This is a genomic window from Streptomyces sp. NPDC090021 (assembly GCF_044748225.1).
Classification (GTDB): domain Bacteria; phylum Actinomycetota; class Actinomycetes; order Streptomycetales; family Streptomycetaceae; genus Streptomyces.
In genome coordinates, this window is the sequence record NZ_JBIVFO010000036.1 from 25485 (window position 1) to 47486 (window position 22002).

Annotated in this window: 20 protein-coding genes, 4 tRNA genes and 1 pseudogene; 10 read left to right on the plus strand and 15 right to left on the minus strand. The window is 69.4% G+C overall.

What is annotated here, in order from left to right; genetic code table 11:
* The 5 genes and pseudogenes from ACIPXC_RS26245 to ACIPXC_RS26265 all read right to left on the minus strand — a co-directional run.
* Positions 1-2033 (minus strand): DEAD/DEAH box helicase (locus tag ACIPXC_RS26245; RefSeq protein ID WP_401622939.1); only part of this gene is annotated, 2033 nt, incomplete at its 3' end.
* Between the two features lie 279 nt (positions 2034-2312).
* The gene (locus ACIPXC_RS26250; protein WP_401622942.1) at positions 2313-2870 is read right to left on the minus strand and encodes a hypothetical protein; all 558 of its coding nucleotides are present in this window, start codon (positions 2868-2870) and stop codon (positions 2313-2315) included.
* A 95-nt stretch (positions 2871-2965) separates the two neighbouring features.
* A complete protein-coding gene (locus tag ACIPXC_RS26255; RefSeq protein ID WP_401622945.1) occupies positions 2966-3340 on the minus strand; it encodes a fluoride efflux transporter FluC in 375 nt (124 codons plus the stop codon).
* Entirely contained in the window at positions 3337-3855 is a 519-nt protein-coding gene (locus ACIPXC_RS26260) for a CrcB family protein (protein ID WP_401622948.1), read from the minus strand. Before ACIPXC_RS26260 ends, ACIPXC_RS26255 begins: the two co-directional genes overlap by 4 nt.
* Positions 3852-3917, minus strand: a pseudogene (locus ACIPXC_RS26265) (metallopeptidase family protein); the annotation flags it as partial. The gene ACIPXC_RS26260 and the pseudogene ACIPXC_RS26265, both read right to left, overlap by 4 nt.
* A gap of 71 nt (positions 3918-3988) precedes the next feature.
* On the opposite strand from ACIPXC_RS26265, the gene ACIPXC_RS26270 reads away from it, so the two are divergent.
* Both ACIPXC_RS26270 and ACIPXC_RS26275 read left to right on the plus strand, forming a co-directional pair.
* Entirely contained in the window at positions 3989-5698 is a 1710-nt protein-coding gene (locus ACIPXC_RS26270; protein WP_401622951.1) for a recombinase family protein, read from the plus strand.
* A 647-nt stretch (positions 5699-6345) separates the two neighbouring features.
* The gene (locus tag ACIPXC_RS26275; RefSeq protein WP_401622954.1) at positions 6346-6708 is read left to right on the plus strand and encodes an HNH endonuclease; all 363 of its coding nucleotides are present in this window, start codon (positions 6346-6348) and stop codon (positions 6706-6708) included.
* A gap of 515 nt (positions 6709-7223) precedes the next feature.
* On the opposite strand, the gene ACIPXC_RS26280 is transcribed toward ACIPXC_RS26275, so the two are convergent.
* Positions 7224-7457 (minus strand): hypothetical protein, encoded by a 234-nt coding sequence (locus ACIPXC_RS26280; protein ID WP_401622961.1) that lies wholly within the window; start codon positions 7455-7457, stop codon positions 7224-7226.
* Between the two features lie 612 nt (positions 7458-8069).
* Here ACIPXC_RS26280 and ACIPXC_RS26285 point away from each other — a divergent pair.
* Entirely contained in the window at positions 8070-9005 is a 936-nt protein-coding gene (locus ACIPXC_RS26285; protein ID WP_401622965.1) for a major capsid protein, read from the plus strand.
* Between the two features lie 73 nt (positions 9006-9078).
* Here the strand turns inward: ACIPXC_RS26285 and ACIPXC_RS26290 are convergent, their stop codons facing one another.
* The 3 genes from ACIPXC_RS26290 to ACIPXC_RS26300 form a co-directional block, all read right to left on the minus strand.
* The gene (locus ACIPXC_RS26290; RefSeq protein ID WP_401622968.1) at positions 9079-9771 is read right to left on the minus strand and encodes a class I SAM-dependent methyltransferase; all 693 of its coding nucleotides are present in this window, start codon (positions 9769-9771) and stop codon (positions 9079-9081) included.
* Positions 9772-9855: 84 nt separating this feature from the next.
* Positions 9856-10323 (minus strand): hypothetical protein, encoded by a 468-nt coding sequence (locus ACIPXC_RS26295; RefSeq protein ID WP_401622971.1) that lies wholly within the window; start codon positions 10321-10323, stop codon positions 9856-9858.
* Positions 10324-10515: 192 nt separating this feature from the next.
* A complete protein-coding gene (locus tag ACIPXC_RS26300; protein WP_401622974.1) occupies positions 10516-10731 on the minus strand; it encodes a hypothetical protein in 216 nt (71 codons plus the stop codon).
* 176 nt (positions 10732-10907) lie between these two features.
* On the opposite strand from ACIPXC_RS26300, the gene ACIPXC_RS26305 reads away from it, so the two are divergent.
* Together ACIPXC_RS26305 and ACIPXC_RS26310 are read left to right on the plus strand one after the other, a co-directional pair.
* Positions 10908-11684: a helix-turn-helix domain-containing protein gene (locus tag ACIPXC_RS26305; RefSeq protein ID WP_401622977.1), complete on the plus strand. Its 777-nt coding sequence runs from the start codon at positions 10908-10910 to the stop codon at positions 11682-11684.
* A gap of 235 nt (positions 11685-11919) precedes the next feature.
* Complete coding sequence (locus ACIPXC_RS26310; protein ID WP_266352419.1) at positions 11920-12270, plus strand: metallopeptidase family protein; 351 nt, start codon at positions 11920-11922, stop codon at positions 12268-12270.
* A gap of 15 nt (positions 12271-12285) precedes the next feature.
* On the opposite strand, the gene ACIPXC_RS26315 is transcribed toward ACIPXC_RS26310, so the two are convergent.
* Positions 12286-12639 carry a metallopeptidase family protein gene (locus tag ACIPXC_RS26315; RefSeq protein ID WP_401622980.1) on the minus strand — a complete coding sequence of 118 codons (354 nt, stop codon included), beginning with the start codon at positions 12637-12639 and terminating at the stop codon, positions 12286-12288.
* 104 nt (positions 12640-12743) lie between these two features.
* Between ACIPXC_RS26315 and ACIPXC_RS26320 the strand changes: the two genes are divergently transcribed.
* The 3 genes from ACIPXC_RS26320 to ACIPXC_RS26330 all read left to right on the plus strand — a co-directional run bounded on the left by ACIPXC_RS26320 (position 12744) and on the right by ACIPXC_RS26330 (position 13028).
* Positions 12744-12816, plus strand: a tRNA-Glu gene (locus tag ACIPXC_RS26320).
* Positions 12817-12855: 39 nt separating this feature from the next.
* A tRNA-Asp gene (locus ACIPXC_RS26325) sits at positions 12856-12929 on the plus strand.
* A 22-nt stretch (positions 12930-12951) separates the two neighbouring features.
* Positions 12952-13028: transfer RNA gene (locus ACIPXC_RS26330), tRNA-Phe, on the plus strand.
* A gap of 38 nt (positions 13029-13066) precedes the next feature.
* On the opposite strand, the gene ACIPXC_RS26335 is transcribed toward ACIPXC_RS26330, so the two are convergent.
* The 3 genes from ACIPXC_RS26335 to ACIPXC_RS26345 form a co-directional block, all read right to left on the minus strand.
* Positions 13067-13903, minus strand: coding sequence for a cytochrome c biogenesis CcdA family protein (locus ACIPXC_RS26335; RefSeq protein WP_401622983.1), 837 nt, complete (start codon positions 13901-13903; stop codon positions 13067-13069).
* The gene (locus tag ACIPXC_RS26340) at positions 13900-14658 is read right to left on the minus strand and encodes a DsbA family protein (RefSeq protein WP_401622986.1); all 759 of its coding nucleotides are present in this window, start codon (positions 14656-14658) and stop codon (positions 13900-13902) included. Before ACIPXC_RS26340 ends, ACIPXC_RS26335 begins: the two co-directional genes overlap by 4 nt.
* Before the next feature lie 116 nt (positions 14659-14774).
* Positions 14775-15329 carry a hypothetical protein gene (locus tag ACIPXC_RS26345; RefSeq protein WP_401622989.1) on the minus strand — a complete coding sequence of 185 codons (555 nt, stop codon included), beginning with the start codon at positions 15327-15329 and terminating at the stop codon, positions 14775-14777.
* 150 nt (positions 15330-15479) lie between these two features.
* Between ACIPXC_RS26345 and hrpA the strand changes: the two genes are divergently transcribed.
* The gene (hrpA, locus tag ACIPXC_RS26350; RefSeq protein WP_401622992.1) at positions 15480-19418 is read left to right on the plus strand and encodes an ATP-dependent RNA helicase HrpA; all 3939 of its coding nucleotides are present in this window, start codon (positions 15480-15482) and stop codon (positions 19416-19418) included.
* Positions 19419-19489: 71 nt separating this feature from the next.
* A tRNA-Asp gene (locus ACIPXC_RS26355) sits at positions 19490-19563 on the plus strand.
* A gap of 710 nt (positions 19564-20273) precedes the next feature.
* On the opposite strand, the gene bldC is transcribed toward ACIPXC_RS26355, so the two are convergent.
* Complete coding sequence (bldC, locus tag ACIPXC_RS26360; protein WP_003949541.1) at positions 20274-20480, minus strand: developmental transcriptional regulator BldC; 207 nt, start codon at positions 20478-20480, stop codon at positions 20274-20276.
* Between the two features lie 568 nt (positions 20481-21048).
* On the minus strand, positions 21049-21903 hold the full coding sequence (locus tag ACIPXC_RS26365; RefSeq protein ID WP_401622995.1) for a hypothetical protein: 855 nt from the start codon (positions 21901-21903) through the stop codon (positions 21049-21051).
* Positions 21904-22002: the final 99 nt, after the last annotated feature.

The following is a 22002-nucleotide window of genomic DNA, read 5'->3' on the forward strand; positions in this document are numbered from 1 at the left end:
CCGCCACGGTCGCCACCGCGGTCACCGCGGTCGTCACGGTTGAAGCCACCCGACGGACGGTCATCGCGACGGAAACCACCCGACGGACGGTCATCACGGCGGAAACCGCCACGGTCGCCACCGCGGTCACCGCGGTCGTCACGGTTGAAGCCACCCGACGGACGGTCATCACGACGGAAACCACCCGACGGACGGTCATCGCGACGGAAACTACCCGACGGACGGTCATCGCGACGGAAACCACCCGACGGACGGTCATCACGGCGGAAGCCACCACGGTCACCACCGCGGTCGCCGCGGCGGTCGTCACGGTCGTCACGGCGGAAGCCGCCGCGGTCGCCGCGGTCGCCACCGCGGTTGTCCCGGCGCTCGTAGTTGCCGCGGTCGTCGCGCTGGGCGCGGTTCTCCTCGCGGCGCTCCTGCGCGGCGATCTCGGCGGCGGCGGCAGCGGCGGCAGCCGCGACCTCGGCCTCGGCGGCCTCGGCCACCTCGGCGACGGCGGCCTCCGGGTCCTCGCCCCGCTCGCGCGCGGAACGGGCGACCAGGCGGTCGGCCTCCTCGCGCAGTTCGGCGGCGCGGCGCGTCATGCGCTCCAGCTGCTTGGTGAGCTCGGCGACCTCGCGCTCGGCCTGCTTGGCGGCGTTGTTCGCGGAGTCGGCCTGGACCTCGGTCAGCGAACGGGCACCGGTGATCTCGGCGACCTCCGGCTCGAAGGCGCCCGCGCCCTGCACGATGTGGCGCGAGGCGTCGACGCCCGCGTCCTCCATCAGGCGGAAGATCTGGCGGCGCTGGTGCGGCAGCGCGAGGGAGACGACGACACCGGACTTGCCGGCACGGGCGGTACGGCCCGAGCGGTGCAGGTAGTCCTTGTGGTCACCGGCCGGGTCCACGTTCAGGACCAGGTCGATGCCGTCGACATGGATGCCTCGGGCGGCGACGTCGGTGGCGACGAGCGCGTTGACGTAGCCGTCCTTGAAGTCCGCGAGGACGCGGGTACGGGCGCCCTGCGTCATACCGCCGTGCAGCGCGTCGGCCTTCACGCCGGCCTCGACGAGCTGCTCGGCGATGCGGTCGGCGCCCAGCTGGGTGCGGACGAAGATGATGGTGCGGCCCTTGCGGGCGGCGATGGCGGCCGTGACCGGCGCCTTGTCCTTCGGCTTCACGACGAGCACGTGGTGCGTCATGGTCGTGACGTTGCCCTGGGCGCTGTCGACCTCGTGCGTGACGGGGCTGGACAGGTAGCGCTTGACCAGGGTACCGATCTCGTTCTCCATGGTGGCGGAGAAGAGCATGCGCTGGCCGCCCTCGGGGATCTGGTCGAGCAGCTCGGTGACCTCGGGCAGGAAGCCCAGGTCGGCCATCTGATCGGCCTCGTCGAGGACCGCGACCTGGACGTTCTCCAGGGAGCAGGCACCGCGGTTGATGATGTCGCGCAGTCGGCCCGGGGTGGCGACGAGGATGTCGACACCGCGCTCCAGAGCGTAGATCTGGTTGCTCATGGAGGTACCGCCGCAGACAACCTTCATCTTCAGGCCGAGGACGTCGCCGTACGGCTGCAGCGCGTCAGCGACCTGCATCGCGAGCTCACGGGTCGGCGTGAGGATGATCGCGCGGGGCTTCTTCTTCTCGGTGTGGCCGCCGGCCAGCGTGGCCAGGGTCGGCAGACCGAAGGAGAGGGTCTTGCCGGAGCCGGTGCGGCCGCGGCCGAGGATGTCCTTGCCGGCCAGGGCGTCCGGGATGGTCGCGGCCTGGATCGGGAAGGGGGTGGTGACGCCGTTCTGAGCGAGCTTGCGCACGATGCCCTCGGGCAGACCCAGGTCACCGAAGGTGATCGTGGGCTCGGCGTCGGCATCGGCGTCGAAGTCGGAGGAGTCCTCGAAGGACCCGCCGCTCACGTCCGCCTCGAGAGCCTCGATGATTCCCTCGGCCTCTGCGGCCTCGATGGCCTCGGTGACCACAAGGGCTTCGGTGTCGATGATCTCGTTGGAGTCGTTCTCGGGCATGACGGAACGGTCAGAACTGGAAATGGACATGCGAAATGCGAAACCTTCCGGAGTCTCGGCACGCGCCCAAACTCCGTGAATCGCAAATCGACCGCCTCAATGCGGTCAGCCACGGCTAGGGAGAGTACGCGCCACGCGGCGCTCTTCGGATTCGGCGCCGGGCAATGGGATCAAACGATCTATAACCATACGCACCCTCCCCGGGGTCTGGCAAGTCGGCCCGGTGGATTCACTGCTGACCTGCACAAACACCTCGGATCGGGAGGGTGCCGCCACGCCTCCGGAAGCCGTCACCGGCCGAGGACGCCCCTAGACGTGGGGTTCGGGCTGGGTGCTGGGCTCCGGCTGCGGGCTCGACGGACTCGGCGTGGGTTCCGTCACAGGGGGCGTCGGAAGCGGCGGCTGCGGGGTCGGGCTCGCCGACTGCTGGCCGCCGCCCGAGCCGCCCGAGCCGCCCGGCCCGCCCGGGCCACCGGGACTCGAACCGCCGGAACCACCCGTCGGCGGCTGCTGGGGACCCTGGCCGCCGGCCCCGCCGCCCGGTCCCGCCGACGGTGCGGCCGCGCCCGGCGCCCCGCTCGGCGTAGCCGGGCCGGGGGTGGCCCCGGTCGCGCCGGAGGCCTTGCCGTCCTCCTTGTGCTCGCCGCCCTCGCTCTGCGTACCGTCCTTCGCTCCGTGCCCGTTGCCCCGGATCCCGGAGCCCCGCCCGGGGGTGTCCCCGGTGCCCGCCTCGGAGCCCGCGCGCTGCTCCGCTTCTGCGGAGGGCCCGGGCTTCGCCGCGTCCTCGCCGATGCTCATGCAGCCGGCCGTCGCCGCGACCGCGAGCGCGGTGACGGCCAGTCTGAGGGAAGCGGACAACTGGCGCACGGGGGCACCTCCGGAGCCTGGGGAGCCTGGGGACGGGAGGCCCGCAGGAGCGGGTCGTCGTGCCCAACTCCCTTTGCCCCGTAAGGGACACGCCCTCAGGCGAACAGTTGTCGCGCCACTTGCGAGCCGAGGTGCACCGCGCCCAGCCCGACCAGCACCGACATCGCGACGTTCGCCGCCGCCAGGAAACCCCATCCGCGCTCGGCCAGCCGCAGCGTCTCGTACGAGAAGGTCGAGTACGTGCTCAGCGCCCCGCACAGCCCGGGCCCCAGCAGCAGCACCACCCACGAGGAAGCGGCCCCGGCGAGCGCCGCGCCGGTCAGCACCCCCAGCACCAGGCAGCCGGCCGCGTTCACGACGAAGGTCCCCCACGGGAAGACGGAGTCGTGCCGCTGCTGCACCGCGCGGTCCGTCAGGTAGCGCAGCGGGGCACCCACGACCGCGCCCGCCACCACGAACAGCCAGTTCACCGGAGCTCCGGAGCCGTTCCCCGGCCCGCCCCGCGGCCACGCACGGCGAACCGGGTCACCGAGGCCGCCGCCCACACCGCGCCCAGCGCGGCCACCACCGTGAGCCCCGCGTAGGCCAGCGCGGTCCGCGCCTCCCCCTCGTCCAGCAGTCGCGAGAAGTCCGTCGCGTAGGTGGAGAAGGTGGTGAAGCCGCCGAGCACGCCGACCCCGGCGAAGGGCCGCAGCAGCGGGTGCGGCGCCGTCCGCCCGCCCTCGCTGATCAGCACCATCAGGACGCCGATCAGCGCACACCCGGAGGCGTTGATCCACAGGGTCGCCCACGGGAAGGCGCCGGGCGCGGCCGGCCACAGCAGGGAGATCCCGTACCGGGCCGAGGCCCCCACGCCGCCGCCGACGGCCACCGCCGCGAGCACCCGGCCCTGCGGCTCGGCCCGCTGCGCGGGCACGTGCAGGTCGACGTCCGGGTCGATCGCCTCGGCGACGCCGGGGACGGGCCGGGAGCCCCTCCGGCTCACCCGTACCCCAGCGCGTGCAGCCGTTCGTCGTCGATCCCGAAGTGGTGGGCGATCTCGTGCACGCAGGAACACCCGCCAGACACCTTGTCCGACCACGGATTTAGGCTGGTCAGCGGGGTAAGGGGAGGTTTGTATGTCACCACGAGAGCCATTCTCGCGCGCCGCCGCCATCCTGCGCGCGATCCTGTACCTGCGGATCTCGGATCTCACGGACACGTCCACGTCCATTCCCCGCCAGGAGAAGGCGGGCCGGGGCCGGGCCGAGGACCTGGGCGCGGAAGTGACCAAGGTCTTCAAGGACGAGGACAAGTCCGGGTTCCACACCTACGTGAACCGGCCCGACTGGGAAGCCGCCCTCACCATGCTCCGCGAGCGCCTGGCGGACGTGTTGATCGTCTTCAAGGTGGACCGCGCGACGCGCCAGGGCATCCCGCAGGCATCGGAGATCATCCGGATCGTCTACGAGACCGGGTGCCGCTTCATCTCCATCGCGGACGGGATCGACTCGAACAACGAGGGCTGGGAGATCCAGCTCACATTGGCCGCGCACCAGGCCCACAAGGAATCCAAGAACACGTCCATCCGGGTCACGGACCTGCGGGCGGACGAGCGGGACGAGGGCCGCTGGATGGGCAGCCGCCCGTACGGCTTCGTCGTCACGCCGGAACGGAAGCTCACCCCTCACCCGGAGGAGTCGGAGATCATCCGCGCCGTGGTCGCGAAGCTCCTGGACGGCCAGTCCCTGCGCTCCGTCGCGAAGTGGATGAACGACCAGGGCTACGACTCCCCGCGCTGGGCGAGCCGGAAGCAACGCATCGCCCAGCTCGAAGCCAAGGGCGAACCTCTCAAGGCGCAGAAGCTCCGCGAGAAGCCGATCAAGACCCCGAACTCATGGTCGTGGCCCGTCGTCCGACAGCTTGTGATCTCGCCCACCCTGGCCGGGTACCTGCCTCACAAGGGTGAAGTCCACCGTCACACCGTGACCGGCGAGATGGTCCGGGTCAGCGAGGAGATCATCAGTTTCGCGGATCACACACGCCTGCGGTCGATGTTCGGCAGCCGGGTCCCCGTCCACTGGACCCGGGAGGCCACGCCCGGCAGCAAGTCCAAGGAGACGGGCCGGGCGGTCACCGGTCTCATGTCGGATTACCTCTACTGCGGCGAGTGCGGGTCCCGTATGTCCTACGACACAGCGTTCGTACGGAAGGGTGAAGTCTGGCCCCGCTACCGCTGCATCCGCCGACACTTCAGCGGACGATGCCCCGGCGTACTGATCAGCGGCACCCATGCCGATGCCCTGGTGACCGAAGCGATGATCAACCGCCTCGGCGCCCTCGATGACGACGACCCGGCGATCCTGGCCATCGCTCAGCGCTGGGCCGACATGAAGCACCCGGACCGCAAGGCCCGCCGATCCCAGCTTGAGGCCCTGATCCGGGAAGAGGAACAGTTCCTCGACCGCTTGGAGGACGAGAAACTGAACGGCCTCTTCCAGGGCACGCGCGGCGAAGCCCGCTTCAAGCGCCGCTACGACGTGAGCAACGGGCGGCTGGACGGGTACGAGAAGGAGCTGAGGGAGCTCCCAGAAGGACAGGCACTCGACATCACGTTCCTGCGGGACACGGAGCTCTTCAAGGAAGCGTGGGCGAACTGGCCGCTGGCCGAGCGCCGCGAGACCGTCGGTCTCGTGCTGGAACGCGCCTGGGTCTTCAAGGCCCGCAAGACCGGTGTCCGCCCGTCCTTCGACCGCCTACGCTTCTGGTGGGTCGGGGAGGAACGCCCCGAAGGTCTGACGTTCCCCACAACGCTCGCTGAGGCCAACGCCAAGCCGGCGCCCGCCTAGCCGCTCAGAGACCCCCAGTCATGCGTACAGCCCCGGATGGTCCCCGCGGACCACCGGGGCTGTCTTGTGCCCGCAGGCAGGCGTACGGGCGTTCCGTGGCTGTTCGCCAGCGAGCCGCGGGGTAGGGCTGCCTGACCAGCGGGGCGATCGGTGTTGGAGTGACGGTTACAACCGATTTTTTGGAACACATAGAAAAAATAAGAAAGAAGAGAGAACGGCGTCTCGAACAGCACTGCGCCACTGGCAGTCCGTCGGGCGCCCCTTGCTCTCCTCAACACACAGAGGGACGGAGGAGAACACCGATACTGCCTGGCAGGGTCCGGGAAACCTCCGGCTTCCACTATGGCAAACCCAAGAATCAACCGGATCCCCAGCGCGCAGTGCGGGCAAGGCTTGCTCTCCACCACTACGGAAAGAGCAACCGGCACGGCCCCGCGAACTGCGAGGGCAGGCAAGGGCTGCTCTCCACGTAGACCGGAGCAAGAGCGTCCAACCTCACTCCGAGCGGGGCCACCGCCCATGAGTAACCACCCTCCGGGGTGCCGAAAGGGGTTGTAAGCGCGTGCGGTCCCCGTTGCGTCCGGACCGGACCCGAGCCGGCGAGGACATCGAGCACCAGGACCACGGCGAGCACCAGGGGGCCGCACATGCGCTGTATCGACTGCACCGAGCCCGCGACCCATCGGGGACGCTGTACGGCTCATCACGCCGCGTACGAGGGACGAGCGAGTGTCCGTTCCCGCCGAGCACGTAGCCGGCGACGAGCGGCCCGGTACGACGCTGCGGCCCGACTCCGCCGGAGGGTGGACGGGCGGGGCTCGGCCTGGTGCGACTGGTGCCTAGCCGACTTCCCCGCGGACGGGGTGGATGTGGATCACGTGCGCCCGCCGTCCCTCGGTGGCGAGGACACGGACGGCAACGTGCAGGTGCTGTGTCACGGCTGCCACCAGCTCAAGACAGCAACCGAGTTCGGTGGGGTGGGGGGCTCTAGCGCTGCGCCCACCACGTGAGTGCAGCTCCGCATCCTGTGGACACGAGAGTCACGAGCCATGCCGGAACGCGCTGAACGCGGATGCCGGAGCCGTCGCGGAAGTGGAGCGTGAGCAGCGGCTTCTCATCAGGCTTCAAGGGCTCGTGCTGCGACATGGCTAGAGATCCTTTCAGGAATGGTCTGCCTCCGCAGTTTGGCGAGGCATGTTCATCCTGCCCAGGTCCGGCCTCCGATTACTACCACCCCTTTCGGCGGCATAGAATAGCTAGATTTAACTAAATGAAGTGAATTCTCGTTTCTGAGAACTCTCACTTCCGAGAATTCTCGCGTCCGAGAGGTGCCCCCATGCCCCGACGACCCCGCCCCCCTGGCTCAGTACCCGGGTGTCCGGAACTGGCCGCCCGTGGTGGCCGCTGGAGACGTGAACCACGTGCGCCCGTTGCCCCTCCGTGGCGAGGACAGAGACGGCAACGTGCAGGTCTTGTGTCACGGCTGCCACCAACTCAAGACGGGGACCGAGTTCGGGGGCGCGTCCTAGTGGTCGCCGGGGTCGCCTTGCTCGCCGTTCTGGGAAGCTCGCCAATTCGACAGCGCACAGACAGCCAGCACCCCGAGGACGCAGGCTCCCGCCGTGCGGATGATCGACAGTTGCACTCGCTCGGACACGTTCGCGCCCCGTACGTGCAGGCCGTCCTTCCCGGCGTTCAATTCGAACGTCGTGCTCGCCGGGGTGGGCTCCGCATCATCGGCACTGACCAGTTCAGACATGGGGGTAGGACACCGCATCCCCTGGGGCACGTCAAACCTGCATGTCCCTTGTCTGCGGAAGGCACCCCCCATGCCGCGTAGACCCCGCCCCCCGTGCTCTGTACCCGGGTGCCCCGAGTTGACCGCCCGCGGTGGCCGCTGCGCCGCTCATGAGCGCGAGGCGACTGCGCAGCGGGTCACACCGGGGACGAGCGCGTACGGGCCTCGCTGGCCTTACATCCGCCGCACGTACCTGTATCGGAACCCGTGGTGTGTGCTGTGCGGGAAGCCCGCCACGGTGGCGGACCACTTCCCTGACTCGCGCCGGTCGCTGGTGGCTCGGGGTGTTGCCGATCCGGACGTTGCCTCTCGTCTGCGTCCGCTGTGCCTGCCGTGCCACAGCAGAGAGACCGCGAGGCACCAGCCGGGGGGATTCGCTGCGGAAGCGCGGTCACGGCGTGAATCGCTGGAGCGTCCGCCGTTCTGACCCAGGGGGGTGACCCCTGCCCCTCCCGCGACCGCACGTGGGGGAGGCAAAAAACTTGCATGGCTCATTAGAGCCTTCTTGTGGAGCGATACCGAGTTCACGGTTTCGCTCCTTTTCTGTATCCGCTATCTCTATTGGAGAATTCAATGACGCTCACTCTGGCCGAATCCGCCAAGCTGTCGCAGGACCAGTTGCAGCGCGGTGTCATCGAGACGTTCGTACAGGAATCGCCGATCCTGGACCGTCTTCCGCTACTGAAGATCGCTGGCAATGCCTACCGATACAACGAGGAGTCCACCCTTCCCGGCGTCTCCTTCCGTGCGGTCAACGAGGCGTACCCGGAGAGCACCGGCACGCTCAACCAGAAGATCGAGACGCTCGCCATCCTGGGTGGTGACGCGGACGTGGACAAGTTCGTCGCGCAGACCCGCGGCAACCTCAACGATCAGCGGGCAGTTCAGATCATGATGAAGGTCAAGGCGGCATCCGTTCATTTCTCGGATCAGTTCTTCAACGGTGACGTGCTGGTGGACCCCAAGGGGTTCGATGGTCTGCGTAAGCGGCTCTTCGGCACTCAGGTGGTCGACGCCAAGGGGCTCGGACCGGTTGCGAACGGCTACGAGTTCTTCGATGCGCTGGACACTCTGACCGCGCGTGTCCGCGGCATCAACGGTGCCAACGGCGCGCTCTACATGAACGCCGACATCCGGGCCAAGATCGCGTCAGGGTTCCGCCGGCTCGGCGGTTCCGAACTGCTGACTTCGGAGATCGCGGGTAAGCGTGCCGTGATGTGGAACGGGATCCCGATGCTCGACGCGGGCCAGAAGCTCGACGGTACGGATGTCCTGCCCCTGACGACTGGGACCGGAGGCAAGCAGACCGGCGACATCTACGCGGTCCGCTTCGGGTCCACCGAAGCGGATGCAGGAGTCACCGGACTGACCAACGGTGGCGTGCAGGCCACCGACCTCGGCGAGTCCCACGACAAGCCCGTCTACCGGACCCGCATCGACTTCTACTGCGGCCTCGCGCTGTTCGGAGGGAAGGCAGCCGCCCGTCTGACCAACGTGCTGAACGGCTGATCGACCCACAGAGCCCCCGTGCTCGTCTCCCTTCACAGGGCGGCGGGTGCGGGGGCTTCTTTGCGTTCTCGCCCTAGGATCGCGGATCGTCCCCGCGTACCGCCCGGACGAGGAGCGTGCCAATGGTGCGCTTCTCATGGGACGGGGCGGGGATCACGGTCGCCGTCGTTTCCACGAACCCGTACTCCTTGAGGAGCGCGCACCAGATGTCGGGTTCGTAGTCCCAGCGCTTCACGATGGCGGGGTCCTGGTCGTCCCCTCGCGGGATGTACGAGGCCTGGCATCCGTAGCAGCCTTCCACCGGGGGGCGCTGAGAGAGGGCGAATACGCCCCCCGGCTTCAGCCCGGCGTGAACCTGCGGGATCAGTGAGCTGGGATCGGTGAACCAGGCCGCTCCGAACACGCTGTAGACCGCGTCGAAGACCGTGTACGTCGTGCTGAGGTAGGCGATGGCATCGCCTCGGTTCAGCTCCATGCCGTCCACGTCCGGCCAGCGCTCATGAGCCTTGGTGAGCTGTCCGGGGGACAGATCGATACCTACGGCCCTCATCCCCAGGGTGGCAAGATGCGCGAGGTTACCGCCGGACCCGCAGCCCAGGTCGAGTACCGATTCCCCGGGCTTGACCGAGAGGACTTCGGCTCCGGGGCCATGGTCCGCGTACTGGGTCCAGTTGAACCACGTGGTGTCACCCCTGGCGTTGGTATGCCTCCTCTGGGGCTTGCTCTGCGAGTACGTGTCCCAGGCAGCACTACGGGCGTCAGTCATTGCGTGTCCGATCTCGTTCACGGCAGCAGCCGCCCGGCACGGTACCGGGCGGCTGAGGCGTTCATGTGGCTGTCCGCGGGGTTGTTACTTCTTGCCGCCGTTCGGGCTGTCGGTGCAGCCGGCGTGGCACTGTGAGCAGTCGGCGGCGCCCTCGTGGGGCCAGAACTCGGCGTCGATGTCGAACCCGGACGCGCGGATCGCGGCGGTGGTCGCCGCCATCGCAGCCCGCCCCGCTTCGGGGTCCGCCCCGGTCGCTTCGTCCTCCGGGACGTGGTGGATGTAGTCGGCGCCAAGGGCTCGGGAGAAGGCGACGTACGGCACGCTCCGCTGCACGAACGCATGCCAGAACAGGTCAACTCGAAGTGACGGAGTCAGCGCCGCGTCCGTCTGGACGGAGGCGGCCAGAAAAGCCGCCATCTGTGTCACGCCGCGGGTGCCCATGTCGTCGGACAGGTCGGGCCAGGTCTTGCGCACGTCCTGGATGAGGCGGGCCCGGAGATCGGGGCTGATGAGGTTGAGAACCTCGGAGGGGTTCAGTCGGGTGATCGTCACGTCTGTGCCTTCCTTGTCAGGAGATCGGCTGAGCAGGCGACGGTGCAGGAGAGGGGGCGCAGCGGGAGCAGTCACACGGTGGCCAGCGTGCGGAGGCTGCCGGTGACAGGGGCTTCTCTGTAATGGCGCTGGGGTAGCTGACTTCGGCTCCCCAGGTCCGCCCAGAATCGCGGGAGACCCGGATGGTCAGGCTCACCGGGTGTTCCTGTGGTGCTGGTGGCTGCGGATCCTCACGTTCGCGTCCGAGACTGCGGAGTGGTCACCCCGCTTGAAGGCGGCACTGCGCAGTACGGCCTGCTCCCCGCAGATCTCGCAGCCCTCCACCGGGGTCGGGTGCAGTTCCGGCATGGACAGGGTCACGGCCCTGCCGACGCTGCCCCCAGGGAGCCCCTGCTTGTAGCTGGCCATCCACTCACGCCCTCTCGTCCGGTTGCCGTGTCGGTGCACCGATGTTCCCGCCGACGGAAGGACAGAACGACGGCATATCGGGCGTCGTCGGGGCGTCACTCGACGGGGCGTCAATGACGTCTGCGGGGGCGTCAAACCGGTGTCATTCGGAGGCTGTTCGTTCTAGCTTTGACGTCATGACGACAACCGCCGTGGTGCCGAATGATGTGCTGCGGGCCGTTCGAATCGGCCTGCGATTAAGCCAGGACGACTTCGCCAAGGCCCTTCGCCGAGCGGGCGAGGAGCTGGGCGAGCCCAACGAGGCGTCCAAGCGACTGGTGCAGCGCTGGGAATCAGGTACGAGCAAGACGCCCCGTGGCGTGTACGCGAGGGCGCTGGAGCGGGTCACGGGGCGTCCCGTGGAAGCTCTCGGGTTCTCCCTGCCGGTACCGACGGCACGGGTGCACGCGGACGGGATGGGAGGACATGACATGGACGCCGGGACGGAAGGGATCGCCGTGGCCACCGGGAGCCCGCTGGCAGCGCACGCGACCGAAGAGACGTTCTCGGGTGTGTGGCTCAGCCGGTACGAGTTCTACTCGTCGAGCCGGGACACCACCTACGAGTGCAAGCACTACGTGGTGATCGTGCAGCACGGGAACCGGCTCACCGCCCAGAGCCTGCCGGGCGCGAGCAGCAACCCCGAGAGCCCTCTCTCGCTGGACCTGACCGTGGACCGCAACGTGGTCACCGGATCGTGGGTGGAGCAGACCGCCTCGGACGGCTACTACAACGGCGCCCGGTACCACGGAGCCGTGCAAATGCTGATCGAGCCGACGGGCCGACGCATGGCCGGGAAGTGGGTCGGGTTCGGCAAGGACTTCGACGTGAACACCGGGCCGTGGGAGCTTCGGCTGGTCGACCGGTCCACCAGCAAGGCGACCCTGGAGCAGTACGCCCGGGCACCGGAGTGATCGTGTACTCGCGGTAACAGCAGAGCCCCCACTCGCGTGCCTGTCCGGTGCGCCGGTGGGGGCTTCTTCATGTGGCTTGCGGTGAGTGCGGGAGATCGCCCGTTCTCGTGCCGCGACGAACATGCGTGATGTGAGCCACTCTGGCGCCCCTCCAGCGGCGCGAAGCGGAGCAGCCGAGTGGGGTTCTCTGCGCCCGCCCCACTCGGGAGTGACGGTCGTCACGGAGAATGGCCGTGTGCTGGAGATGACGCGAGACGCCTTCGAAGAGCTGGTGGCCGAAGCCCTGGACTCGATCCCGCCTGAGCTGACGCGGGTCATGGACAACGTGGCGGTCTTCGTGGAGGACGAGCCGCCGGCCGACGACCCCGAGCTTCTGGGGCTCTACGAGGGGACTCCGCTCACGGAGCGGGGCGAGTGGTACGCCGGGGTCCTCCCGGACCGCATCTCGATCTACATGGGGCCGACGCTCCGGATGTGCGAGAGCCCCGAAGACGTGGTTCACGAGGTCGCCGTGACCGTGGTCCATGAGATCGCCCACCACTTCGGCATCGACGACGAGCGCCTTCACGAACTCGGCTGGGGCTGATCCAGAACGGCCAGCTCAGGCCGCGACAGTCACCTGAACAGGGGAAACCTCACCCGAAGAGGTGTACGACGGGATACCGTGCACCACGGTGACCTCCGTCTCCGCGACCACGCTCTCCCGGTCCTCGCACATCCGCAACGTGGGATTGCGGTAGATGGTGATCCGGTCCGGCAGGACCCCGGCGTACCACTCGCCGCGGTCCGTGAGCGGGGTCCCCTCGTAGAGCCCCAGCAGCTCCGGATCGTCGGCGGGCGGCTCGTCCTCGACGAACACCGCCACGTTGTCCATCAGCCGCGTCAGCTCCGGCGGGATCCGGTCCAGGGCCTCTGCGACGAGCTCCTCGAACTCCTCGCGCGTCATCTCCAGCACCGGGCCATTGTCCCTCCGGGGGAAACCGTTTTGGCGATAGCTCCCCGGATCCCATATGCTTCTCACGTCCCCGACGCGCTGGAAAGCGCCCAGGCGGGCCTTTAGCCCTCATCGTCTAGTGGCCCAGGACGCCGCCCTTTCAAGGCGGTAGCACGGGTTCGAATCCCGTTGGGGGTACGCATTACCGTGTGCAAGACTTCGTCTCGCACACTGCAAGGTCCTGTGGAGCAGTTGGTTAGCTCGCCACCCTGTCAAGGTGGAGGTCGCGGGTTCAAGTCCCGTCAGGATCGCTGAGGCCGGAAACGGTCTCGTGGCTGGGTAGCTCAGTTGGTACGAGCGATCGCCTGAAAAGCGATAGGTCGCCGGTTCGACCCCGGCCCCAGCCACCACCAGGAAGGCCCCGTCCATCGGACGGGGCCTTCTGTGGTTACTCCGGCGCCTCCTCCGTCCGCGCCCGGCGACGCCACTGCACCAGGCCGAAGACGGCCGCCCCCACGGCGACCAGCCCGAGCAGCGCCCCGTCCGGGACGGCCCCGGCCAGCGCCCGCACCCGCTGCTCCACCGCGAAGGAGTCGTCCACGTCCAGCAGGCCCGGCAGTGCGCTCGCCCCGTCGTAGACGAGGAACAGCACGCCCAGGGTGATGAAGAACAGCCCGGACAACAGCGACGTGCTGTGCACCTCGAAGCGGCCCGCGCGCAGGGCCCGGCCGCGCAGCCAGCGCCGCCGGCCCAGCTCGAACCGCTCCCACAGCAGGGCCATCACGAAGAGCGGGACGGCCATCCCCAGCGCGTAGACGGCGAGCAGCAGACCGCCGTAGACCGGGCTGCCGCTGACCGCCGCGACCGTCAGGACACTGCCCAGGATCGGGCCGGCGCAGAAGCCGGCCAGCCCGTAGACCGCGCCGAGCGCGTACACGGACAGGGCGGTGGTCGGCCGGATCCTGCCGGACAGCTCCGAGATCCGCTTCGGGGCGAAGCCCAGGCCCAGGATCTGCGCGGCTCCGAGCGCGATGATCAGCCAGCCGCCGGCCAGGACCAGCTGGTCGCGGTTGCCGTGGAAGAACCGGCCGGCGTACGAGCCGGCCGCCCCCAGCGGTACGAGGGTGCTCGCGAGGCCCGCGTAGAAGATGCCGGTCCGTGCCAGCAGGCGCGAGGTCGAGTCGATCGAGTACGCGAAGAAGGCCGGCAGGAGCAGTGCGCTGCAGGGGCTGAGCAGCGCGAGGAGGCCGCCCAGCAGGGCGGCCAGGTATCCGATGTCGGTCACCGCTTCGCCGCCGCCCCGGCCTGCTCGATCGCGGCGGTGAAGGCGCCGAGCGGCTGGGCGCCCGCGATCGGACGGCCGTTGACCAGGAAGGACGGCGTGGAGGTGACGCCGATGCGGTAGCCCTCCTCCTGGTCCTTCTTCAGGGCCGCGGCGGCCTCCTCACCGGCCATGTCGGCCTTGAAGCGCTCGATGTCGGGGACCCCGGCCTCGCGGGCCAGCTCCAGGAGCCTCGGCTCGGCGAAGCCCTTCTCCTTGGAGCCGTCGGCGTACGCGGCCGCGTGGAAGGCGGCGAACCGGTCCTGCTGCCCGGCGGCCCAGGCGGCCCTGGCGGCGGCCTCCGATTCGGCCCCGAAGATCGGGAAGTTGCGCCACTCGATGCGCAGGGTGCCGTTGTCGACGTACTTCTTCACCAGTTCGGGCTCGGTGTCCCGGGCGAACTTGCCGCAGTAGCCACACTTGAAGTCGGAGTACTCGATGAGCACGACGGGCGCGTCCGGGCGGCCGACGGCGAGCTTGTCCCCGGGCTCCCGGCGGGCCAGGGCCATGAGCGCGGCGGAGGTGTCGGAGCGGGGCGCGGCCGCGGGCGCGGAGCCTGCGGAGGCCTTGTCGACGGGCGTCTTGTCGGCGGGGGCGGTGGCCTGCCAGGAGACGAGGCCGAGGGTGACGGCGGCGAGGGCGACCCCCGCGGAGATCAGCAGGGGCTTGGCCGTGGACGTGCGGGTTCTGGTCTTGGAATTGGTCTTGGAAGAGGACATGCGGGTGCTCCGGTTCTGCGGGTGAGGTCGGTAGGGGCCGGGCCGGGCGGCCTCCTGGGCGGCGGGCGGGGACGCGGGGTCCCGCGGGCCGGGGAAGGACCGCTCGGGCGGGGCCTCTAGACCCGCATCACCGACAGCTCCACCGGGCCGGGGGCGGGCCGGTCCGGGCCGCGGACGGGCACCCGTACGGGCAGGCCCGCGTGTGGCCGGGCGGCCAGCGGGACCGGGCGGCCCGGCGGGACCTGGGCATGGTCGCCCCCGGCCCGGGCCGGGACGGCGGGCGTCCCGCCGTGGTCGGGGGCCGCGGGGGCGCAGGAGGGCCCGCCGCTCCGGACGGCGACGCCGGAAGCCGGGACGACACCGGGAGCCGGGGCGACACCGGGAGCCGGGGCGACACCGGGAGCCGGGGCGACACCGGGAGCCGGGGCGACACCGGGAGCCGGGGCGGCCTCTGTGCCGGGAGTGCCGAACGCTACGGTCCCGGGGTGCCCGAGGTACCCGGGGTGTCCGAGGTACCCGGGGTGCCCGCCCGCGGCCAGGAGCGCTCCGGGCGTACCGGAGCCCGCGGGGGCCGCGGGGGCCGCGGCCCGGCCGGCCGGGCCGGCATCCGGCAGGACCGTCCCGCCCAGCAGCACCGCCAGGACCGCCAGGACCGCCACCGGCACCGGCACCGCGAGCACGGTGCGTCCGAAAGGGCGGGGGCGGGACAAGGTGGGCTGCCTCTCACTCGTGCGGCCGAGGGACTCGTCCCGAAATGGTACGGGTCCACCCGACAAATGCGTTCGCCACCCGGAGGGCCCAGGTGAGATCCTCGATCAGGTATGTCTACTTCCTTCGCCGCCCTGCAGACGCTTCTCGGTGAGATCTCCCTCCGTGACGCGCACCGCCTCGGCCGCCGCCTCGAAGGCGCCCGCCGCATCCGCAAGCCCGAGGCCAAGCAGGCCGTGCTCGACGAGATCGCCGCGGAGGCCGCGAAGGCCGCCGAGCGACTGGCCGGCCGTGCCTCGCGGATGCCGGAGGTCACGTATCCCGAGAACCTGCCCGTCAGCCAGAAGAAGGACGAGATCGCCGAGGCGATACGCGACCACCAGGTCGTGATCGTCGCCGGTGAGACCGGCTCCGGCAAGACCACGCAGATCCCCAAGATCTGCATGGAGCTGGGCCGGGGCGTCCGGGGCATGATCGGGCACACCCAGCCCCGCCGGATCGCCGCGCGCACGGTGGCGGAACGCATCGCCGAGGAGCTGAGGTCCGAGATCGGGCAGACCGTCGGCTGGAAGGTCCGGTTCACCGACCAAGTGGACCAGGACGCGACCTTCGTGAAGCTGATGACGGACGGCATCCTGCTCGCCGAGATCCAGACGGACCGCGAGCTGCGCGCCTACGACACGATCATCATCGACGAGGCCCACGAGCGCTCGCTGAACATCGACTTCCTGCTCGGCTACCTGGCGACGCTGCTGCCCAAGCGGCCCGACCTGAAGGTCGTCATCACCTCTGCCACGATCGACCCGGAACGCTTCTCCCGCCACTTCGGCGACGCCCCGATCGTCGAGGTCAGCGGGCGGACGTACCCGGTGGAGGTCCGCTACCGGCCGCTCCTCGAAGAGGACTCCGAGGACTCCGACCGCGACCAGATCACCGCGATCTGCGACGCCGTGGACGAGCTCCAGGCCGAGGGCTCCGGCGACATCCTGGTCTTCCTCTCCGGCGAGCGCGAGATCCGCGACACCGCGGACGCGCTGATCAAGAAGAAGCTCCGGTTCACCGAGGTCCTGCCGCTCTACGCCCGTCTCTCGCACGCCGAGCAGCACCGGGTCTTCCAGCCGCACACCGGGCGCCGGATCGTGCTCGCGACCAACGTCGCCGAGACCTCCCTGACCGTCCCCGGCATCAAGTACGTGATCGACCCGGGCAACGCCCGGATCTCCCGCTACAGCCACCGCACCAAGGTGCAGCGCCTGCCGATCGAGCGGATCTCCCAGGCCAGCGCCAACCAGCGCAAGGGCCGCTGCGGCCGTACCAGCGACGGCATCTGCATCCGGCTGTACTCCGAGGCCGACTTCGACGCCCGCCCCGAGTTCACCGATGCCGAGATCCTGCGCACGAACCTGGCCTCCGTCATCCTCCAGATGACCGCGGCCGGCCTCGGCGAGATCGAGAAGTTCCCCTTCATCGACCCGCCGGACCACCGCAACATCCGCGACGGCGTCCAGCTGCTGCAGGAACTCGGGGCGCTGGAGACGGGCGAGAAGTCCTCCGCGGAGGGGAAGAAGGGACAGCGCCTGACGCAGATGGGCCGCAAGCTGTCCCAGCTGCCCGTCGACCCGCGGCTGGCCCGCATGGTCATCGAGGCCGACAAGAACAACTGCGTCCGCGAGGTCATGGTCATCGCGGCGGCCCTGTCCATCCAGGACCCGCGTGAGCGCCCCTCGGACAAGCAGACCCAGGCCGACCAGAACCACGCCCGCTTCAAGGACGAGACCAGCGACTTCCTGTCGTTCCTGAACATGTGGCGCTACGTCCGCGAGCAGCAGAAGGAGCGCGGCTCCTCCTCCTTCCGCCGGATGTGCAAGCAGGAGTACCTGAACTTCCTGCGGATCCGCGAGTGGCAGGACATCTACTCGCAGCTGCGCACGGTGGCCAAGAGCATGGGCATCCACGTCAACGAGGCCGACGCCCCCGAGCAGGTCGTCCACGTCTCGCTGCTGGCCGGTCTGCTCTCGCACATCGGGCTCAAGGACACCGACAAGAACGAGTACCTGGGCGCCCGGTCGGCCAAGTTCGCGATCTTCCCGGGCTCGTCGCTGTTCAAGAAGCAGCCGAAGTTCGTGATGTCGGCCGAGCTGGTGGAGACCTCGCGGCTGTGGGCCCGGGTGAACGCCAAGGTCGAGCCCGAGTGGGTGGAGCCGCTGGCCCAGCACCTGATCAAGCGGACCTACAGTGAGCCGCACTGGGAGAAGGACCAGGCCGCGGTGATGGCGTACGAGAAGGTGACGCTGTACGGCGTCCCGATCGTCGCCCAGCGGGAGATCAACTACGGCCGGATCGACCCCGAGGTCTCGCGCGAGCTGTTCATCCGCAACGCCCTGGTCGAGGGCGACTGGCGCACCCACCACAAGTTCTACGCCGACAACCGCAAGCTCCTCACCGAGGTGGAGGAGCTGGAGAACCGGGCCCGGCGCCGCGACATCGTGGTGGACGACGAGACCCTCTTCGACTTCTACGACCAGCGGATCCCCGAGCACGTCGTCTCCGGCGCGCACTTCGACTCCTGGTGGAAGCACAAGAAGCGCGACGAGCCCGAACTGCTCGACTTCGAGCGGGAGATGCTGCTCACGGAGAAGGCGGCCGGGGTCACCAAGGCCGACTATCCGGACTCCTGGCGCCAGGGGCAGCTGAAGTTCCGGGTGACCTACCAGTTCGAGCCGGGCGCGGACGCGGACGGCGTGACCGTCCACATCCCGCTCCAGGTGCTCAACCAGGTCACCGACGAGGGCTTCGACTGGCAGATCCCGGGGCTGCGCGAGGAGGTCGTCACCGAGCTGATCCGCTCACTGCCCAAGCCGATCCGACGTCACTACGTGCCCGCGCCGAACTACGCGGGCCGGTTCCTGGACACGGCCGTGCCGCTGCAGGAGCCGCTGCCGGTGACGCTGGCGCGGGAGCTCCAGCGCATGGTCGGCGTGCCGGTGTCGGCCGAGGACTTCGACCTCACCCGCGTTCCGGACCACCTGAAGATCACTTTCCGGATCGTCGACGAGCGACGCCGCAAGATCGCCGAGGACAAGGACCTGGAAGCCCTGCGGCTGAGGCTGAAGCCCAAGGCCCGCCAGGCCCTCTCCAAGGCCGCCGCGGCCACCGCCGAGCGGGCGGGCGGGGAGTCCGTGGAGCGGACCGGGCTGACCGACTGGACGATCGGCACGCTGACCAAGGTGTTCGAGACCCGTCGCGCCGGCCAGCCCGTGAAGGCGTACCCGGCGCTGGTGGACGAGGGTACGAGCGTCTCCGTACGGCTCTTCGACACCGAGGCGGAGCAGCAGCAGGCGATGTGGCTGGGCACCCGCCGGCTCATCCTGCTGAACATCCCGGTGAACCCGGCGAAGTTCGCCTCGGACCACCTCTCCAACCAGCAGAAGCTCGCGCTCTCCAGGAACCCGCACGGCTCCGTCCAGGCGCTGTTCGACGACTGCGCGACCGCGGCGGCCGACCGGCTCATCGCCGACCACGGCGGCCCCGCGTGGGACGAGGCGGGCTTCCGGAAGCTCTACGAGGCCGTCCGCGCCGACCTGGTGGACACGACCGTGCGGGCGGTGAACCAGACCCAGCAGGTGCTGGCCGCCTGGCAGGCCTGTGAGCGGCGCCTGAAGGGCACTTCCAGCCTCGCCCTGGTCGCGAACATCCAGGACGTCAGGACGCAGCTGGCGGCCCTGATGCCGGCCGGCTTCGTGACGCTCACCGGGCTGCGCAGGCTGCCGGACCTGATGCGCTACCTGGTGGCGGCGGACCGGCGGCTCCAGCAGATGCCCACGGGCGTCCAGCGCGACACGACGCGCATGGAGAAGGTCCACGAGATGCAGGACGAGTACGCCTGGCTGCTGGAGCAGTTGCCGAAGGGACGGCCGGTCCCGTCCGCGGTGACGGACATCCGCTGGATGATCGAGGAGCTGCGCGTCAGCTACTTCGCGCACGCCCTCGGCACGGCGTACCCGATCTCCGACAAGCGCATCGTGAAGGCGGTGGACGCTGCGGCCCCCTGATCGGTTCGACCGCACCCCCTGAGCTGCTGTACAGTCTGTTTCGCAGCCGCCTACGGGCAGCCGCGAATCAAGGTCCTGTGGAGCAGTTGGTTAGCTCGCCACCCTGTCAAGGTGGAGGTCGCGGGTTCAAGTCCCGTCAGGATCGCAACAACGTCAGGGCCCGTATCCCCCCAGGGGATGCGGGCCCTGACGCGTTGGCGGGCGCCGCCGCCCGGGTCGCGTTGGGGAGGCAGGCCGACGGGGCACGGGTCGGGCGGCCCGGCCGCGGGCCTGTGTCCGGCCCCGCTTCCGCTCCCGGGCCCCACTGCCGCTTCCACTCCCGGCCCCACTGTCGGCCCCGTGTCCGCTCCCGCGGCGGCCCCGGCCCGCTTCCCGCGGCCGCGCGGGTCCCGCGTCGGCCGGTCCGGGGTTCACCCGGGGCACTCCTCGCGATCCCCTACGCACCCGCACGCGCCCGCACGCGCCCGCGGATCGTCCTTCCGGCCGGAATCCCCCGTTCGCATGATGCTCACCGCGACGGACTTCCCCAATACGGGGTGCATTGCCGGATATACAAGAGTGATCATCTGTGACGGGTGTCACCGCATGAGTTTTTCGGACCCACACTTTTATCGCATCCATACGCCCGCTCGATTTAATATGTGCAATGGTACCTACCCCGTCAGGCAGAGCGGCGAGCCTCCGGAACCCCCCTGACCTGGGCATAAAAAGATCGCGCTGGACCCGGCGGAGTCCAGCGCGATCGAACGACCCGAGAACCTGTTGGGGCAGGCCGGGTCGTATGAAGCAATGCGGGTTCTCATCGGATTGGGGGACCCGATGGAGGCCCGTTGAAAGCGGGGTGTTTACGCGACCTCAGGCCTCGCTGCGCTGCTGCGGAATTCCCGCCAGCAGTGCGCGGACCTCGGCCTCGCGGTACCGGCGGTGTCCACCCAGGGTGCGGATGGACGTGAGCTTGCCAGCCTTGGCCCAGCGGGTGACCGTCTTCGGGTCCACGCGGAACATCGTGGCAACCTCAGCCGGGGTCAGCAGCGGCTCGGCATCAGGGGTGCGAGCGGTCATGAGCGGCCTCCTCGGGAGAACCGAACCATCTCGGTTCTTTCCTCTAAATTCTGCACCTTGGCCCGCGTTGCCCGAAATGGACATACGCGGGCCGAGTCGGTTATAGGACGAACGGCTTGTCCTCGGCACTACAACTACACCATCCGTCCAGCCGCGACGGCCAAACCGACGGAATTGCCCTCCGAGGTGTTCATCAGCGGCGGAAGCCCGATGGACCGTCCCATAACGGACAGTCACCCCACTGTGACGATCAGTCACAGAGCGATCAGGAGTCGTCAGACCCCCCGTAGAGTGCAATGCCGAGCATTCCGCCCTTAGTTGGGCGGAAGGAACCCTCCCCGGACTCCTTGTCCTATTTTGGCACGAGGGTAGGGGAAGGGCGCAAGGGTGTGGTTAGTGCGGTCCGTCACCCTTGGGCCAATGGCCCGTATCGGGACGTAGGTCCTGGCACTACGTCCCAAATGCCACAGTCAGGCCTCTGATCAGCCAGTTTTGACCGAACGACCGATACGCGACGGTACGTACGGACCTCCGAAAGGTGAAACCGGCCACAGCGGCGGTTTTCGGCCTAATTCGCAAAAAGCCGCTCGCGGACGGCCCGCCACCGCTCCGCGAGGCCCCCGTACGCCTCCGCCGCACCCTCGGCGTCACCCGCCCGCAGGGCCTCGACACCCGCCGCGAGATCCGCCGCCGAGCGGTCGGCCGCCAGCCGGTCCGCCGGCAGGGCGTGCACCAGCCCGCCGTAGTCCAGCTCGACCATCGACCGCGGATGGAACTCCTCCAGCCAGCTCCCCACCTCGACCAGCCCTTCGGCGAGCATCCCGTACCCCTCCGCGGCGCGCAGCGTCCGCAGGGCCCGGGCGAGGCGCCGGCGCGCCTGCACCATCGGCGTCCGGTAGCGCAGCCGCTCCCCCTGCACGTACTCCCGCTCATCGTCCGCCACCAGCACGAACCAGCGCAGCGGGATCTGCCACACCCCCGTACGGATCCAGGGGCGCGCGTCCGGGTTCCGCTCGCGCCAGCGCTCGTACTCCGCGGCGGCCCGACGGCGCGCCCCCGGCGGCAGCGCCGCGTCCAGCACGGGCAGGGGGAACTGCTCGACCAGCTCCTCCAGTGCCAGCCAGCCGCGCAGGCGGGTGCGCCAGGGACAGACCAGCAGCACCCCGTCGACCTCCGCGGTGAACGCGTCGGCGCTCTCGTGGGCCGGCACCCCCACCAGGGGGACCCGCACCAGTTCCGCCAGCGACCGGCGCAGTTCGTCCTGAGCCGTCGGGGCCGTCCCGCGCCGGGCGTACGCGGCCCAGTGCGTGCGCTCCGGCTCCGCGAAAGCCGCCAGGGGCTCGTAAACGCGCAGGTAGGAGGCGTACGGCACGGTCGGCGCCGAGCGTGCGGAGGGCAGCAGGGGTTCGGGGTATTCGGTCACCCTCTCGTACTCCCCTCTTCAGGGGCCCGGTTCACCTCCGGCCCGCGGGCGGAAGGGCGCGGACCGCCTCCCGTACTCCGGGAGTGTTTCGATCCCCGG